Annotated in this window: 14 protein-coding genes; 6 read left to right on the forward strand and 8 right to left on the reverse strand. The window is 66.5% G+C overall.

All coding sequences use genetic code 11. The features are described 5' to 3' along the window. Positions 1-224: 224 nt before the first annotated feature. A complete protein-coding gene (locus FG95_RS00680; protein WP_037553257.1) occupies positions 225-2318 on the reverse strand; it encodes a RelA/SpoT family protein in 2094 nt (697 codons plus the stop codon). Between the two features lie 128 nt (positions 2319-2446). Here FG95_RS00680 and FG95_RS00685 point away from each other — a divergent pair, with 128 nt between their 5' ends. Next, positions 2447-3331, forward strand: coding sequence for a glycosyltransferase family 2 protein (locus FG95_RS00685; RefSeq protein ID WP_052181949.1), 885 nt, complete (start codon positions 2447-2449; stop codon positions 3329-3331). Positions 3332-3403: 72 nt separating this feature from the next. On the opposite strand, the gene FG95_RS00690 is transcribed toward FG95_RS00685, so the two are convergent. After that, complete coding sequence (locus FG95_RS00690; RefSeq protein WP_052181950.1) at positions 3404-3739, reverse strand: CC_3452 family protein; 336 nt, start codon at positions 3737-3739, stop codon at positions 3404-3406. 125 nt (positions 3740-3864) lie between these two features. Here FG95_RS00690 and FG95_RS00695 point away from each other — a divergent pair, with 125 nt between their 5' ends. From FG95_RS00695 to FG95_RS00705, 3 genes are all read left to right on the forward strand, one after another. Beyond that, complete coding sequence (locus FG95_RS00695; protein WP_037553258.1) at positions 3865-4386, forward strand: winged helix-turn-helix transcriptional regulator; 522 nt, start codon at positions 3865-3867, stop codon at positions 4384-4386. A 63-nt stretch (positions 4387-4449) separates the two neighbouring features. Further along, a complete protein-coding gene (locus FG95_RS00700; RefSeq protein WP_037553259.1) occupies positions 4450-5574 on the forward strand; it encodes a sensor histidine kinase in 1125 nt (374 codons plus the stop codon). After that, complete coding sequence (locus tag FG95_RS00705) at positions 5571-6377, forward strand: LytR/AlgR family response regulator transcription factor (protein ID WP_037553260.1); 807 nt, start codon at positions 5571-5573, stop codon at positions 6375-6377. Before FG95_RS00700 ends, FG95_RS00705 begins: the two co-directional genes overlap by 4 nt. A gap of 189 nt (positions 6378-6566) precedes the next feature. On the opposite strand, the gene ribA is transcribed toward FG95_RS00705, so the two are convergent. The 4 genes from ribA to FG95_RS00725 all read right to left on the reverse strand — a co-directional run bounded on the left by ribA (position 6567) and on the right by FG95_RS00725 (position 12067). Next, positions 6567-7613 carry a GTP cyclohydrolase II gene (gene ribA / locus FG95_RS00710; RefSeq protein WP_037553391.1) on the reverse strand — a complete coding sequence of 349 codons (1047 nt, stop codon included), beginning with the start codon at positions 7611-7613 and terminating at the stop codon, positions 6567-6569. Between the two features lie 5 nt (positions 7614-7618). Beyond that, positions 7619-8413, reverse strand: coding sequence for an exodeoxyribonuclease III (locus tag FG95_RS00715; RefSeq protein ID WP_037553262.1), 795 nt, complete (start codon positions 8411-8413; stop codon positions 7619-7621). Between the two features lie 563 nt (positions 8414-8976). Continuing rightward, on the reverse strand, positions 8977-9597 hold the full coding sequence (locus tag FG95_RS00720) for a LolA family protein (protein WP_037553263.1): 621 nt from the start codon (positions 9595-9597) through the stop codon (positions 8977-8979). A gap of 157 nt (positions 9598-9754) precedes the next feature. After that, positions 9755-12067, reverse strand: a complete 2313-nt coding sequence (locus tag FG95_RS00725) for an FtsK/SpoIIIE family DNA translocase (RefSeq protein ID WP_037553265.1) — start codon at positions 12065-12067, stop codon at positions 9755-9757. 124 nt (positions 12068-12191) lie between these two features. On the opposite strand from FG95_RS00725, the gene FG95_RS00730 reads away from it, so the two are divergent. Together FG95_RS00730 and FG95_RS00735 are read left to right on the forward strand one after the other, a co-directional pair. After that, positions 12192-13433 carry an FAD-dependent monooxygenase gene (locus FG95_RS00730; protein ID WP_037553266.1) on the forward strand — a complete coding sequence of 414 codons (1242 nt, stop codon included), beginning with the start codon at positions 12192-12194 and terminating at the stop codon, positions 13431-13433. A gap of 97 nt (positions 13434-13530) precedes the next feature. Continuing rightward, positions 13531-14214, forward strand: a complete 684-nt coding sequence (locus FG95_RS00735; protein ID WP_037553267.1) for a sigma factor — start codon at positions 13531-13533, stop codon at positions 14212-14214. 2 nt (positions 14215-14216) lie between these two features. On the opposite strand, the gene FG95_RS00740 is transcribed toward FG95_RS00735, so the two are convergent. Next, entirely contained in the window at positions 14217-14867 is a 651-nt protein-coding gene (locus tag FG95_RS00740) for an LON peptidase substrate-binding domain-containing protein (protein ID WP_037553268.1), read from the reverse strand. Then, entirely contained in the window at positions 14867-15778 is a 912-nt protein-coding gene (locus FG95_RS00745) for a tetratricopeptide repeat protein (RefSeq protein WP_037553269.1), read from the reverse strand. Before FG95_RS00745 ends, FG95_RS00740 begins: the two co-directional genes overlap by 1 nt. Positions 15779-15967 lie beyond the last annotated feature (189 nt).

Genomic DNA, 15967 nt, shown 5'->3' on the forward strand with positions numbered 1-15967 from the left:
CCCCCTTCCCATCGCTGCCCGAAGGGCAGTTCATCCTGAGCGGCCGGCCTGCCGGCCAGCCGAAGGGCGACAGGGAGGATCTTGCCATCGTCATCCTCTAACGAGACACGTGGCTCGTTAGACTTGATCCGGGATCCATAACCGCGCCGTCGTCGTGGATCCCGGATCAAGTCCGGGATGACGAACGACTGGAAACCACCCCCTAACCCGACGAAGGCAGCCGCCTAAAGCCGCTCCGCCTGGACCACGCTGTCCGATGCGCGCAGCGCCGACAGGATGCGCATCACATGCTGGACGTCGCGCACCTCGACGACGACGTCATAGGTGTGAAAGCCGCCCTCGCGGTTCGACAGCCGCAAATTGGTGATGTTCGCCATATTGGCGGCGAGGATGCCCGACATTTCGGCGAGCGTCCCGGGCTCGTTGCGGATGACGATGCACAGCCGCGCATTGCCGCCCTCGCTGTCCTCCTGCCATCTGAGGTCGATCCAGTCGGCATCGACGCCATCGGCGAGGCTCGGGCAGTCGATGACATGCACCTCGATCCCTTCGCCCGGGCGCGACAGGCCGACGATGCGGTCGCCGGGCACCGGGTGGCAACAGTCGGCGAGCTGAAAGGCGACGCCGGGGGTGAGGCCCGCGATCGACACCGCCGCGCCCTGCACCAGCTTGCCGGGCTTGGTCTTCATCTCGGCGGTGATGCCGGGGACGAGCGCCTCGAGCACCGCATTGTCGGTGAGCCGCTGCTTGGCGATCGCGACATAGAGCGCGCTATCGTCGTCGAGCTTCAGCCGCTCGCGCGCCGCGGCGCGGGCCTTGTCGCCGACCTTGTTCGGCAGCCGCGCTACGATCTCGTCGTACATCGTGCGGCCCAATGCGGCGAGTTCGACCTTTTCCTTCGAGCGGACATGGCGGCGGATCGCCGCGCGCGCCTTGCCGGTGACCGCGAAGCCGAGCCAGGCGGGCTGGGGCGTCTGCTTGTCCGACGACAGGATTTCGACGGTGTCGCCATTCGAAAGCTGGGTGCGCAGCGGGACGAGCCGGCCGTTGACCTTTGCCCCCACCGTGCGGTCGCCGAGCCCGGTGTGGACGGCATAGGCGAAATCGACCGGGGTCGCGCCCTTGGGAAGCTGGTGCAGGCTGCCCTTCGGCGTGAAGGCGAAGATGCGGTCCTGATACATCGCGATGCGCGTGTTTTCGAGGAACTCCTCGGGATCGTGCGTCTGCTCGAGGATTTCGATGAGGTCGCGAATCCACCCGGCCTGGCCGTCGGGGGTGCTGCCGCCCTGCTTGTAGGCCCAGTGCGCGGCGAGCCCGAATTCGGACTGCTGGTGCATGCCGAGGCTGCGGAGCTGGATTTCGATCCGCATATTCTGCTGGTGCATGATCGTCGTGTGCAACGACTTGTAGCCGTTGCGCTTCGGGGTCGAGATATAATCCTTGAAGCGGCCGGGGACCATTTTCCACTTGCGATGGATCAGGCCCAGCGCGGCATAGCAGTCGGCGTCGGTCGGGGTGACGATGCGAAAGGCGATGATGTCGGTCACCTGCTCGAAGCTCACGTGGCGTTCCTGCATCTTGCGCCAGATCGAATAGGGATGCTTCTCGCGCCCCGACACCTCGGCCTCGATCCCCGCGGCGGCGAGCAGCTCCTTGAACTCGCGGGTGATCGCGGCGACCTTGTCCTTGCCCCCCGCGGTCAGCTTGGCGAGGCGGCCGGTGATCGTCGCATAGGCTTCGGGCTCGAGCTCGCGAAAGGCAAGCAGCTGCATCTCGCGCATATATTCATACATGCCGATCCGCTCGGCGAGCGGGGCGTATATGTCCATCGTCTCCTTGGCGATGCGGCGGCGCTTGTCGGGATTCTTGATGAAATGCAGCGTGCGCATATTGTGCAGCCGGTCGGCGAGCTTGACGAGCAGCACGCGGATGTCGTCGGACATGGCGAGCAGGAATTTGCGCAGATTTTCCGCGGCGCGCTCATTTTCGGTCTGCGCCTCGATCTTGCTGAGCTTGGTCACCCCGTCGACGAGCCGGCCGACGTCGCTGCCGAACAGCCGCTCGATCTCCTCGGGGGTCGTCAGCGTATCCTCGAGCGTGTCGTGAAGCAGCGCGGTGACGATCGTCTCGCTGTCGAGGTGAAGGTCGGTCAAAATGCCCGCTACCTCGACCGGATGGCTGAAATAGGGGTCGCCCGACGCGCGTTTCTGGCTGCCATGCTTCTGCACGGTGAAGACATAGGCGCGGTTGAGCAGCGCCTCGTCGACGTCGGGATCATAAGCGCGCACGCGCTCGACAAGTTCATATTGCCTTAGCATCACACTCAATGTCGTCCATGTTGCATATATTGCAATGCGAAATTTGATTGCGCCCGGCGCCAATGCGTTAGCAACTTTGGTAAAGCCCGTTGGAAGCATCGTTCGTCGCGGGTAGGAGAATCCGCGAGATGGGGACCGATGCTCTCGATTCGACCGCGCCGCCGCGGGTGTCGATGGTGATGCCCGTGCACAATGGTGCGCGCTGGCTCGCCGAGGCGATCGATTCGGTGCTGGCGCAGGATTTCGGCGATTTCGAACTGGTCCTCGTCGATGATGCGTCGCGCGACGCCTCGCCCGCGATCATGGCGGAGGCCGCGGCGCGCGACCCGCGCGTGCGGCTGTTGCGCCTCGACACCAACGCCGGGCTGCCCGCGGCGCTCAATCACGGCTTTGCCGCGGCGCGCGGCGAACTGCACAGCTGGACCTCGGACGACAATCTGCTTCGGCCGCAGATGCTGGCGCGGCTCGTCGCCGTGCTGGATGCGCAGCCCGGCGCCGACATCGCTCACGCCGATTTCACGCTGATCGACGATGCGGGGGGCGAACTCGGCCGCTCGCGCGTCGGCCCGGTCGAACGGTTGCTCTATGGCAACAATGTCGGCGCCTGTTTCCTCTATCGCGCGCGCGTGACCGAGGCGCTCGGCGGCTATGACACCGCGCTGTTCGGCGTCGAGGATTACGACTTCTGGTTGCGCGCCGCGCGGCGCTTCACCTTCGTCACGCTGCACGAGGACCTCTACCTTTATCGCAAGCATGGCGGCAGCCTGACGAGCCAGCGCGCCGAGCATATCCAGGCGCTGACCGCCGAGATCGTCGAACGCGCGCTGCCCGACGCGCTGCCCGTGCGCAGCCGCAGCGAAATCCTGCTCGGGCTGGCCCTACGCAGCCAGCATCGCTGGCGGCTCGACCTGGTGCACCGCGCGTTTCGGGCCGATCCGGCGCATGTCGCGGCGCGGCTACCCGCGATCGCGCGCTGGTCGCTCGTCGTCGCGCGCAACCGCATCGCCGCCTGATCGGCCAACCCGGACGTGAAAAGGCCGCCGCCCCTCGCCGAGAGGGCTGCGGCCTTTTTCGGGGTTGTCCGGTTATTTCGTTCCGTTGCAGCGGGCGAGTTCGTCGGCGTCGAGCGCCTTGCCGCCGGCGGTGAAACTCGCGACCGGGCCGGCAGCCTTGGCGAGCGCGGCGCACATGATCAGCGGACGGCTCGTCCCCAGGCCCGCGGTGCAGCTGGCATCCTTGCACGCCCAGACGACGTCGCGCGAGACGAAACGGGCCTTGGGCGCGGGGGCCGCGAGCTCGGCGCGATAATAAGCGCCGCCCGCCGCGGTCGCTGCAGCCGGAACAAGCGCGAGGCCGCCGGTCAGCGCGGCGCCGGCGAGCGGCAATGAAGCGAAGAGGGGAGAAAGTTTGAAAATGGGCATCTGGACCTCCTGTTTTGTGCAACCCAAAAGGGTTGCGAATCGCAACTAGCGTTTGAGTTGCGAAATGCAACGGAGGCCCTATATTTTTTTGGCACGCCGGCAGATTTTACGTTAGGGCATTGGGCATGGGAAAATTACGCGAAGTATTGAACGACCTGCACGGGGACAATTGCGCCCTGCCGCTCGCGCTCGAGGCGATGGGCGAGCGATGGTCGTTCATGATCCTGCGCGCGGCGTTCAACGGCGTGCATCATTTCGAGGAGTTCCAGCAGGAACTGAACATCGCGCGCAACATATTGTCGAACCGGCTGTCGAAACTCGTCGACCATGGCATCATGGCGCGCGAGGTGATGGCCGAGGACCGGCGCAAGGTCCGCTACCAGCTCACCGACAAGGGAATCGAACTGCTCCCCGCGATGATCGCGCTGCGCCAGTGGGGCGAAAAATGGGGCGCCGGCGTGCCCTCGACCCCGGTGCTCGTCGACGCGCGCGACGAACAGCCGATCGGCCCCGTCACGCTGACCGCGCACGACGGGCGAGTGATCGGATATAAAGAATTGCTGTGGAAGCATCGGTCGGAACTGCAGCCGCTGGGGCAGGCGCGCGTGCGCGCCGATAATCCCGCGGCGCCGGTCGCGGCCGAATGATGCGCCCCGCTGCCGTCCGCGACCCTGCGCACGGCCACTGACATAGCCAACGCACGGACCCTCATGCCGCTGTTTCGCCTGACTTCGCCCGGGCCCTTCTTCGACAACAAGGTCCGGGCCTTCTGGAATTTGCAGATATTGGGCTGGGCCGCGTGGCTCGGGCTGCGCGGCGTGTCGGGGCTTGCCAACGGGCAGGCCTTCACCTTTTTCATCCCGCAGACGATTTCGGCGATCACCGGCTTTTCGCTGACGCTGATCCTGTCGGTCTGTTACCGCGCGCTGATCAACCGCCGCCCGCTTTTGATGTGGGGGGTCAGTTTCGGCCTCGCCGGCGTCGCGACCGCGCTCTGGGCCTTTATCGACGCGTGGGTCGCGCAGATCCAGAACCCGGCGAGCGAGGCGGGCTTCACCAGCCTATTGCTCGGTGCGATGTATATCGACGCGACCTCGCTCGCGGCCTGGTCGGCGCTTTATTTCGCGATCAACTATTTCCTCCAGCTCGAGGAACAGAATGACCGCGTGCTGCGGCTCGAGGCGCAGGCGGCCTCGGCGCAGCTCGCGATGCTGCGCTACCAGCTCAACCCGCATTTCCTGTTCAACACCTTGAACAGCATCTCGACGCTGGTGCTCCTGAAACAGGCCGAGCCCGCCAATGCGATGCTGTCGCGCCTCTCGGCCTTCCTGCGCTACACGCTCGCCAACGAGCCGACCGCGCAGGTGACGCTGGCGCAGGAGATCGAGACGCTGAAGCTCTATCTCGACATCGAGAAGATGCGTTTCGAGGAGCGGCTGCGCCCCCATTTCGCGATCGATCCCGCGGTTTCGCGCGCGCGTTTGCCGTCGCTTTTGCTTCAGCCGCTCATCGAAAACGCGATCAAATATGCGGTGACCCCGCAGGAGGAAGGCGCCGATATCACGATTTCCGCACAGCTGGCCGGTCAAAATGTCCGGATCACCGTGTCCGACACGGGCGCGGGATTGTCAGCCGACCCCACCGACCCCACCACTGGCGTTGCAACGGAATCGACCGGTGTGGGTTTAGCCAACATCAGGGACCGGCTGGCGCAGGCTTTCGGCGATCAGCAAAGGTTCGACGTCCATATGGGCGCTGATGGCGGATTCACGGTGGTGATCGAGTTTCCGTTCCAGCCCGACGGGCAAATGACGATTGGAACCGAACGCACATGACGATCAGAACCATCCTGGTGGATGATGAAAAATTGGCGACCCAGGGCCTGCAACTCAGGCTCGAAGCGCATGGCGATGTCGAAATCGTCGACACCGCACAGAACGGCCGCGAGGCCATAAGAAAGATCAAGACCCACAAACCCGACCTCGTCTTCCTCGACATCCAGATGCCGGGGTTCGACGGCTTTTCGGTGATCCAGGGGCTGATGGAGGTCGAGCCGCCGCTCGTTGTCTTCGTCACCGCCTATTCGGACCATGCGATCCGCGCCTTCGAGGCGCAGGCGGTCGACTATCTGGTGAAGCCGGTCGAGCCCGAACGGCTCGCTGACGCGCTCGACCGCGTCCGCCAGCGGCTCACCGAAAAGCGCGGTGCGGCCGAGGTCGAACGGCTGAAGAATGTGCTCGCCGAAGTCGCGCCCGAAGCGGTCGAGGATTATGACGCCGAGACGCAGCCCGACGCGCACGCCGCCGACCGCTATGAAAAGATGATCAACATCAAGGATCGCGGCCAGATCTTCCGCGTCGACGTCGACAGCATCGAGCGGATCGACGCCGCGGGCGACTATATGTGCATCTATACCGCCGACAACAGCCTGATCCTGCGCGAGACGATGAAGGACCTCGAAAAGCGGCTCGACCCGCGCAATTTCCAGCGCGTCCACCGCTCGACGATCGTGAATTTGAGCCAGGTCAAACAGGTCAAGCCGCACACCAACGGCGAATGTTTCCTCGTGCTCGGTTCGGGTGCGCAGGTGAAGGTCAGCCGCAGCTATCGCGACGTGGTGGCGCGGTTCGTGCATTAAATTGGCTCGCACGGAGGCACGAAGCCACAAAGAATCCCTCTCATCCCGTTCGTGCTGAGCTTGTCGAAGCACCGTCCTTTCTTCGCCGCCCAAAAGAAAGAACGGCCCTTCGACAAGCTCAGGGCGAACGGATTGTAGAAGTCTTTGTGGCCTTGTGGCTTCGTGCGAGTCCCGAAGCGGGCACGGCGCCTAAAGTTGGTGCCCGGTCCTATCCCGCTTCGTCGCGAGATATTGCTCGTTATATTTGTTCGTCGGCAGCGCGAGCGGGATGCGTTCGACGACCTCGACGCCTTCCTTCTCGAGCCGCGACACTTTTTCGGGATTGTTCGTCATCAGCCGGATGCGCGGGATGTTGAGCAGGTCGAGCATCCGCCCGGCGATCGCGAAGTCGCGCGCCTCGACCGGGAAACCCAGCCGCAAATTCGCGTCGACCGTGTCATAGCCCTGATCCTGCAGCGCATAGGCGCGCAGCTTGTTGACGAGCCCGATGCCGCGCCCTTCCTGCCTCAAATAGAGCAAAACCCCCCATGGGGCGTCCGCCATCGCGTGGAGCGCCGCGTGAAGCTGCGGCCCGCAATCGCATTTGAGGCTGCCGAGCACGTCGCCGGTCAGGCATTCGCTGTGCAGCCGCACGACCGGCGGGTTCGCATCGCGCTTCCCGATGACCAGTGCGACATGGTCCGACGCCTCCTCGGGCGAACGGAAGGCCACGATCTCGGCGCTCTCGCTCGCCTCGACGGGCAGCCGCGCGCGCGCCGCGATTTCGAGCCGGGCGGGATCGAGCAGCGCGGCGACATCGTCGACGCCGCATGCGGTCTCCGCATCGCCGGTCGCTTCGCGCACGAAAAAGGCCGGGAGCAGGCCGGCATGACGGGCGATCGTCATCGCGGCCACGGCAGCGGTTTCGCTTCCGGTCGAGACCGTGCGGAAGGGCCCTTTAAGCGGATTCGCGAGGTCGAGCGCCGGGTCGGCAATCGCCAACGCCGCGGCGACCGTATCGGCCGCATGGGCCAGCCGCACCGGTCCCGGTGTCGCGGCGGCGCGCTGGTTGGTGAGCTTGAGCGTAACGGCGCGTTCGCCCGAAAGCAGCACATCCTGGCTGGCGAAGTCGGCGAGCGCCCCATCGCGCGCGCTTTCGACGGCGAGCAGGTCGAGTGCGCCATCGCCGCCCGCGATGCGGAACGGCCAGCCGCGCCGCAGCGCGTCTATGGCGCGGGCTGCCCGGCGAGCTCCGATATCGTTCAAAAGTCGAACTCGGTGATCAGCGGAATATGGTCCGACGGCCGCTCCCAGCTGCGCGCCGGCTGGACGATGCGGTGCGATACCGCGTTCGCCGTCAGGTCGGGGGTCACCCACATATGGTCGAGCCGGCGGCCGCGGTTCGACGCTTCCCAGTCCTTCGCGCGGTAGCTCCACCAGGTGTAGAGCGGCGTCGGCGCTTCGATGAAGTGGCGCCCGAGGTCGACCCAGTTCGACGCCGCCTGCAACCGCGCGAGCGTTTCGACCTCGATCGGCGTGTGGCTGACGACGTCGAGCAGCGCCTTGTGGTTCCAGACATCGCTTTCGAGCGGCGCGACGTTGAAGTCGCCCGTCAGCACCGTCGGGGTGCCATTGAGCGCCCCCGACCATTCGGTCATACGGCCGAAGAAGTCGAGCTTCTGTCCGAATTTGGGGTTGAGGTCGCGGTCGGGAATGTCGCCGCCCGCGGGAATATAGACATTGTCGAGCCGCACGCCCGACGGCAGTGTCACCCCGACGTGGCGCGCCTCGCCGTTCGCCTGCCAGTCATATTTCCGCACGTCGGTCAGCGGCACCTTGCTGACGATCGCGACGCCATGGTGCATACGCTGGCCGTGGGTGACGATATGTTCATAGCCCAGCCGCCGGAACATCTCGGGCGGGAACAGGCTGCATTCGACTTTGGTTTCCTGAAGGCAGAGGATGTCGGGGGCCTCTTCGCGCAGGAATTTTTCAACGATGCCGATGCGCGCGCGAACGCTGTTGATGTTCCACGAAGCGATGCTGGTACGAGTCATGGTTCGGCTCTATCGGCGCGCGTTCGCGTTCGCAATGGCCGCTGCCGCGGACGGGATGCGTGGGAGCGGCGGGAAGTGGCCGTAATCAGCATAGCGAGCCAACTATAGAACCCGCATCCCCGAGCGAAGTCGAGGCAGCGTGGCTATGCGGTTCTCGCTTTGCTCGAACGAGCCCCTCGTCTTCGCTCGGGGATGCGGACTATTTCGGATTTCTTGCAACAGAAGCTATGTCCGCTCCCCACCCCCTAGCGGCTACCTGGCTCTTGACCGCCAGACAAATTAAACCCCCGTCCCAGGGGCGGTGGAACGGGGGTTCAAGGTCAGCGTTCGTCACGCTCTTGAATGAAGGTGCCTGGCAACCCGGGTGGGGCAACAGGGGGAAACCCAAATCCGGGGCCGTGTTGGCGCCTTCGAGAGTTGGAATAGCGGCTCTTCCCTGTCGCCAAGCTGAACAAAAAGGACTGTCGGCCGCCGGTCCTGCAGTTCGTCGATAGCGGGCGACGGTTGGTCTGGAAAAATGGGCGCCGGTCGTGAACCGGACCGGCGCCATGACGGCAAAAGGGTTAGCGGCCGCGCCGCTTCGGGCGGGGATCGGTCCAGCGGAACGCCGAATCGGCGACCGCGACGTTGAACTTCTGGTTGCTGAGATCGATCCGCGTGCGGTTGTTCTGCGAATCGAGCGCGACCCAGCCGCGCAGGCGCAGCCCGCCGGGCGCCGCGCCGTCGCGAACGAACACCATGGTGATCGTGCCATATTCGGGGCGCTTCGGATCCTTGACCTCGACGCTCAGCACGTCGTTGTTCCCGGTCGGCTGGATCTTGGCATATTTCGACAGGTCGCGGTCGGGGTCGAGCAGCGCACCGAGCGGCGAATTCTTCACCGGCCAGCTCTGCACCTGATTGACCTCATAATCGATCATCGTCAGCCGGCTGCCGTCGCCCACGATCAGCAGCGGCACGCCCTTTTGATATTGGAAGCGGATCTTGCCCGGGCGCTTGAGGGTCAGCTTGCCCGACACGCGCTGGCCGTTGCGGTCGGTCTGCACGAAGTCGGCGGTCATCGAACTGGTCGATTTGAGGTGCGACTGCACCGACGCCAGCGCGTTCGCCGACTGGGCGATCGCGGGCGAGGCGATCGCGAGGCCGACGGCGGCGAGGGGAGTAATCATTTTCTGGAAGGTCATCTGCTTCTCTGTCTTGCTTGCGGACCCGCATCGTGAGGGTCAGGCGTTTAACTCGGTCTGAACCGACACTTCATCTCTCCGTCATCCCGGCGAGATCGTGTTCGGAGTCACGTGCCTCCGAAACACCCTTCGCCGGGATGACGGGTAGGGAAGGCTCCTACCGCGGCTGGCCATATTGATCGGTGAGCACGTCGCGGCGGCCGACATGGTTCGGCGGGCTGACGATGCCTTCCTCCTCCATCCGCTCGATCAGGCGCGCGGCGCTGTTGTAGCCGATGCGCAATTGCCGCTGGAGCCAGCTCGTCGAGGCCTTCTGGCTTTCGGCGACGATCTGGCAGGCCTTGGCGTACATGCGGTCCTCGGCGCTGTCGCCGCCGGCGGGGGCGCCCTCCATCGCGAAGCCGCCGTCCTCGGGATCCTCGGTGACGCTTTCGATATAGTCGGGGCGGCCCTGCGCCTTCCAATGTTCGGCGACCAGCCGCACCTCGTCGTCGGAGACGAAGGGGCCGTGGATGCGCGTGATCTGCTTGCCGCCGGGCACGTAGAGCATGTCGCCCTTGCCGAGCAGCTGCTCGGCACCCGCCTCGCCCAAAATGGTGCGGCTGTCGATCTTCGACGTGACGTTGAAGCTGATGCGCGTCGGGAGGTTCGCCTTGATCACGCCGGTGATGACGTCGACCGACGGGCGCTGCGTCGCGAGGATCAGGTGGATGCCCGCCGCGCGCGCCTTTTGGGCGAGCCGCTGGATCAGGAACTCGACCTCCTTGCCCGCGGTCATCATCAGATCGGCCAGTTCGTCGACGACGACCACGATCTGCGGCAGCGGCTGATAGTCGAGCGTCTCTTCCTCATAGACCGGCTGGCCGGTGTCGGGGTCGTAGCCGGTCTGGACGCGGCGTCCGAGCGATTTGCCCTTGGCGAGCGCGCCGCGCACCTTGTCGTTGTAGGACGCGAGGTTGCGCACCGACAGCGACGACATCATCCGATAGCGGTCCTCCATCTGCTCGACCGCCCATTTGAGCGCGCGGATCGCCTTCTTGGGTTCGGTCACGACGGGCGCGAGCAGGTGCGGAATATCGTCATAGACGCTGAGTTCGAGCATCTTGGGGTCGATCATGATCATCTTCACCTGATCGGGACCAAGGCGATAGAGCAGCGAGAGGATCATCGCGTTCAAACCGACCGACTTGCCCGACCCCGTCGTGCCCGCGATCAGCAGGTGCGGCATCGGCGCGAGGTCGGCGATCATCGCGTCGCCGCTGATATTCTTGCCGAGGATGATCGGCAGCGCGCCGGTCTGGTCCTGGAACAGCGCGCTGCCGATGATCTCGTGCAGCACCACCGCCTCACGCTGCGCGTTGGGCAGCTCGATGCCGATGACGGTGCGGCCGGGGATCGGCGCGATGCGCGCCGACAGCGCCGACATGTTGCGCGCGATATCGTCGGCGAGGTTCGACACGCGGCTGGCCTTGGTGCCCGGCGCGGGTTCGAGTTCGTACATGGTGACGACCGGGCCGGGGCGCACCGCGGTGACGACGCCCTTGACCTGGAAATCCTCGAGCACCGATTCGAGCAACCGCGCGTTGCGTTCGAGCGCCGCCTTGTCGATCTGGCCCGCCGGCCGGTCGGGCGCGGGGGCGAGCAGGTCGATCGAGGGCAGCTGGTAATTGGTGAACAGCTCGGTCTGCGGCTTGGGCCGGGGTTTCGAGGGCGCGCTACGCTGCGCGGGGTCGGCGATTTCGGGGGGGGCGCGGTCGACCGGCTCGGCCACGGCGCGCGGCCGCACGGCGGACTCCAGCGGGCCCGGCACCCGGTCGTCGGCGCGCGGCGCGCGGACGGGCTCGGCGATGCGGCTGCTGGTCGCGGCGGGCAGCCGGAAGCGCGATGCCCAGCCCTTTTCGAGCCTGAGCGCGCGCCACGCGAGCCACAGCCCCAGCCCGACGAGCAGCAGGATCGTCGCAAAGCGGATCAGCGCCGCGGCGGGTTCGCCGGCCTGCGCGAAGAGTGGCGCGATCGCGCCGCCGAGCAGCAGCGCGATGATTCCGCCCCAGCCCGCGGGCAGCGGCGCGTTGGTCGCCGGCGACCAGAGTTCGGCGCCCAGCCCCACGAAGAGGATGCCGATGAAGCTGTAGGCGAGCTGGCGCGGCCAATAGGGCTGCGCTTCGCCGGTCCATAGCCGCCAGGCGATGATGCCGAGCAGCGGCAGCAACAGCGCGACGCCGACGCCGCCGATCGACAGGCCGAGGTCGGCGAACCAGGCGCCCGCGCTGCCCATCCAGTTGGCCGCGGTGCCGTGCGCCGCGGTGTTGAGCGCGGCGTCGGTGCTGTCGTAGGTGATCAGCGCGAGCGTCAGGAACAGCGTGAAGAGCCCGAGCGCCACCGCCGCCGCGATCACGAGCGATCGCGCGACGCTCTGGCGGAAAACGGTGCGCCAATCGGCCTTTGCGGGTGCGGCCTTGCGGCTTGCCATGCTCTCTTCCGGTCCCTGTCAGTTAACCCCGGCGATATGCGCATGCGGCGGACTCGCCGTCAAGCGCGGCTCCGCGCTCGCCCACAGCCTTTCCAACCGTCCCGCCGCACGCTAGGGCGAAGCGATGAAAGAAACGCTGCGCAGCGATGTCCTGATTTCGGGCGGCGGCCTTGTCGGCCAGGCGCTCGCCCTTGCTCTCGCCCGTCACGGCCTGTCGGTCCAGATCGTCGATCCCGCCGACCCGGTGACGACGATCGCGCCCGGCTTCGATGGCCGCGCCTCGGCGATCGCCAGCGCGACGTGGCAGATGTTCGAAGTGCTGGGGATCGCCGGCCGCCTCGCCGGGCACGGCTGTCCGATCCGCGCGATCAAAGTGGGCGACGGCGCCCCCGACAGCGGCCGCGGCGGCGAACTCGACTTCGTCACCGCCGACGGCGACCCGCCGCTCGGCACGATGGTCGAAAACCGCCAGCTCCGCCTCGCGCTCGCCGCCGCGCTTGCCGATGCGCCGCTGGTGCGGTTCTGGATGCCCGCGACCGTCGTATCGCGCGTGATCGACGGGCATGGCGTCACGCTGACGCTCGCCGACGGCACGAAACTCGCGGCGCCGCTGCTGGTCGTGGCCGAGGGTCGCCGCTCGCCGACGCGCGACGCCACGGGGTTCAGCATCGCCAACTGGTCCTACCATCATCATGCGATGATCGGCGCGGTCGCGCACGAAAGGCCGCATGGCAATGTCGCGCACGAAATCTTCTATCCCTCGGGGCCCTTCGCGCTGCTGCCGCTCGTCGATGACGAACGGGGGCGCCACCGCTCGGCCTTTGTCTGGACCGTGTCCGAAAAGGACGGCCCCGGCTTCGCCAAGCTCGGGGAGCGCGGCTTCGTCGCCGAACTGCAGAAACGCGCGGGCGGTGTGCTCGGCGCGATGGAACTCGTCGCGCCGCGCATGACCTATCCGCTCGGTTTCCACCACAGCGCCTCGATCGTCGCCGACCGCATCGCGCTCGTCGGCGACGCGGCGCACGGCATCCACCCGATCGCGGGGCAGGGGCTGAACCTCGGGCTTCGCGACGTCGCGGCGCTCACCGAAGTGCTCGTCGGGGGGGCGCGGCTCGGGCTCGACCTCGGCGATGCGGCGCTGCTCGCGCGCTATCAGCGCTGGCGCGGGCTCGACAATATGATGGTCAGCCTCGCGACGGACGGGCTGACGCGGCTGTTCGGCATCCCGGGGCGCACCGCCGCCGCGATCCGCCGCACAGGGCTCGGCGCGGTGCAGCATATGCCGGCGCTCAAGCGATTCTTCATGGACGAGGCGCGCGGCGAGGCGGGCGACCTGCCGCGCCTGCTCGCGGGAGCAGAAATCTAGGTATTATTACCTAGGCGTCCGGCAGGTCGCGGCTAAGCATGACCGCCTATCCCCTACCCATGCGGCAACCACGCCGCGGCAGGATGGGGGCAGGGCCATGTCGACAAAGAGCGATGCGCTCGAGACGGCGGTAACCGATTATATCCGGGCGCGGACGGCTCTCGACGCGATGCCGGGCGCCCGGGCCCGGGCGCTCGCCGATCGCGCCTTCGCACGCCTCGCGGCGCTGGCGGCGCCGCGGATCCGCTATTTCACACGCCGCTATGGCCTCGCCGACGTCGCCGAGGATGCGGCGCAGGTGTGCGCGATCGCGCTCCACCGCGCCGCCGAACATTATGATCCCGCGCGGGCGCGCTTCACCACCTATGTGACCTGGCAATTGCGCGCCGAACTGCAGGCGCTGCGCCACCGCCTGCACGGCGACCAGCGCTGCGCGGGCCGCCGTCACGTCACCGCGACGCTGTCGCTCGACGCCATGCAGGCGGAGGGCATCGACGATTGGCTGGTCGATCCCGCCGCCGAAATCGAAACCGAACAGGGCGCCGCCGACAATCTCGCCGCGCGTCTCGCCGACCGGCTGGTCGCGGATTGGGCCGACCGCCGCGGCGCCCGGTCATGCGGGCCGCGCGGCAATGCGCGGCTTGCGGCCGAGAAGGAACTCGTTCGCCGCCATCTGACGGTAAGCGACGCCGCCGCGCGCCTGCGCGAAAGCGACCGCCATGTCGTGCGCCGCGCGCTCGCCGACATCGCGCATCACGCATCAGCCCGCAAGCTCCACTAAATTTATTGCAGCGTCGCGCGCCCGTCGTCGCTGTCGAAGCGACCGAAGAATTGCATCAGCTGGACGACCAACTCGGCGCGCGCGTCGATCGGCGACGCTTCGAGCAGCGCCTGCTTCGCCGCCGCGTCGAACGGCGCGACCTGCGCGATGCCGTTGACGAGCGTCGCGTCGTCGAGCTGGCCGACCGAATCCCAGTCGACGACATAACCCTGCCGCTGCGCAAAGCGCTTCGCCTCGCGCTCGAGGCTGGCGCGCTCGATGCTCGCGAGCACGGCGTCGTCCTCCGCCTCGACTTCGATCTCGGCCTCGACCTGCCGGAAGGGCGTGGTGACGTCGAGTTCGCGGCGGACGCGAAAGCGCGCGACGCCTTCAAGCACAAGGTTGAAGCGCCCTTCGTCGAGCGCTTCGACATCGATGATCCGCCCGACACAGCCGACGTCATAGAGCGCCGGCGGCTCGCGATCCTCTTCGCCCGGAATCTGGCGCGGCTGGATCATTCCGATCTGCCGGTCGCGCGCCAGCACCTCCTGCACCATCGCCGAATAGCGCGGCTCGAAAATATGCAGCGGCAGGTGCAGCCCGGGAAACAACACCGCGCCGGTGAGCGGAAAGATCGCGATCCGCTGGATAGTCAGAGGCGCGTCGGTGTTCATCAGCCGAACAGGATCAGCGACAGGCGGCGGCGTTGCGCGGCGACCCATGGGTCCTCAAGCCCGACGGCTTCGAACAGCGACAGCAATTTCGCGCGCGCCGCATCGTCGTTCCATTCGCGGTCGGCGGCGACGATGTGGAGCAGATTGTCGGCGGCAGCATCGCGCTGGCCCGCGCCGATCTGCGCGCTCGCAAGGTCGAATCGCGCCTGATGATCGCCGGGGTCCGCCGCGACCGCGGCTTCGAACGCCGTGAGTTCGCCCGCGTCGGGTGCGTCCGCGGCAAGCGCGAGGGCGCTCTTCGCCTGCGCGATCGCGGGATCGGCCGCGATCCCGGCGGGCACCGCGTCCAGCACCTCCTGCGCGCCGGCAGCATCGCCCGTCAGCACGAGCGCGCGAATCAGCCCGCCGTGCGCCGCGGCATTGTCGGGCGCCATGTCGAGGATTTGCGCAAAGATGCTCGCGGCGCGCGCGCCGTCGCCTTCGGCGAGCACATTCTCGCCCATTTCGATGAGCGGCGCGATCTCGACCGCCAGATCCTTCGCCGCGCTTTCGATCGGCAGTTGCGCGAGCAACTGGTCGAGAATCGCCTTGAGCTGGCTTTCGGTGCGCGCATTGGTCAGGTTCGCGACCGGCTGGCCCTGAAAGATCGCATAGACGGTCGGGATCGACTGCACCTGGAACTGGCCGGCGATGAAGCGATTCGCATCGACGTCGACCTTGACCAGCACGACGCCCTTGTCGGCGTAATCCGCGGCGACCTTTTCGAGCACGGGGCCGAGCTGTTTGCACGGGCCGCACCATTCGGCCCAGAAATCGAGGATGACCAGGCTGGTCATCGACGGCTCGACGACATCCCGGCGAAATGCTTCGACGGCTTCCTTTTCCTGCGGATTCAGACCGAGAGTGGCCACGAAAGGGGTGCTCCTTATATATTTGTGAGTCCCGGCGCCGGCCCGCTCCCCACCGGCCTCCCACAACCTGTATGATATGGGAGGCCGGGTGGGGAGCGGGCCGGCGCCGCTTCCGCGCAAGCGGAAAGGACTCTTGTCCCGCTTATGTGGGATTTGCGGACGATATGCCAACCCTTCGGAGAAAATGCG

The sequence above is a fragment of the Sphingopyxis sp. LC363 genome (assembly GCF_000756385.1).
Lineage (GTDB): Bacteria > Pseudomonadota > Alphaproteobacteria > Sphingomonadales > Sphingomonadaceae > Sphingopyxis.

What these genes read in the sequence shown, in the direction of transcription:
- FG95_RS00680 (WP_037553257.1), bottom strand. Translation starts at nt 2,318, where the DNA reads ATGCTAAGGCAATATGAACTTGTCGAGCGCGTGCGCGCTTATGATCCC.
- FG95_RS00685 (WP_052181949.1), top strand. Translation starts at nt 2,447, where the DNA reads ATGGGGACCGATGCTCTCGATTCGACCGCGCCGCCGCGGGTGTCGATG.
- FG95_RS00690 (WP_052181950.1), bottom strand. Translation starts at nt 3,739, where the DNA reads ATGCCCATTTTCAAACTTTCTCCCCTCTTCGCTTCATTGCCGCTCGCC.
- FG95_RS00695 (WP_037553258.1), top strand. Translation starts at nt 3,865, where the DNA reads ATGGGAAAATTACGCGAAGTATTGAACGACCTGCACGGGGACAATTGC.
- FG95_RS00700 (WP_037553259.1), top strand. Translation starts at nt 4,450, where the DNA reads ATGCCGCTGTTTCGCCTGACTTCGCCCGGGCCCTTCTTCGACAACAAG.
- FG95_RS00705 (WP_037553260.1), top strand. Translation starts at nt 5,571, where the DNA reads ATGACGATCAGAACCATCCTGGTGGATGATGAAAAATTGGCGACCCAG.
- FG95_RS00715 (WP_037553262.1), bottom strand. Translation starts at nt 8,413, where the DNA reads ATGACTCGTACCAGCATCGCTTCGTGGAACATCAACAGCGTTCGCGCG.
- FG95_RS00720 (WP_037553263.1), bottom strand. Translation starts at nt 9,597, where the DNA reads ATGACCTTCCAGAAAATGATTACTCCCCTCGCCGCCGTCGGCCTCGCG.
- FG95_RS00725 (WP_037553265.1), bottom strand. Translation starts at nt 12,067, where the DNA reads ATGGCAAGCCGCAAGGCCGCACCCGCAAAGGCCGATTGGCGCACCGTT.
- FG95_RS00730 (WP_037553266.1), top strand. Translation starts at nt 12,192, where the DNA reads ATGAAAGAAACGCTGCGCAGCGATGTCCTGATTTCGGGCGGCGGCCTT.
- FG95_RS00735 (WP_037553267.1), top strand. Translation starts at nt 13,531, where the DNA reads ATGTCGACAAAGAGCGATGCGCTCGAGACGGCGGTAACCGATTATATC.
- FG95_RS00740 (WP_037553268.1), bottom strand. Translation starts at nt 14,867, where the DNA reads ATGAACACCGACGCGCCTCTGACTATCCAGCGGATCGCGATCTTTCCG.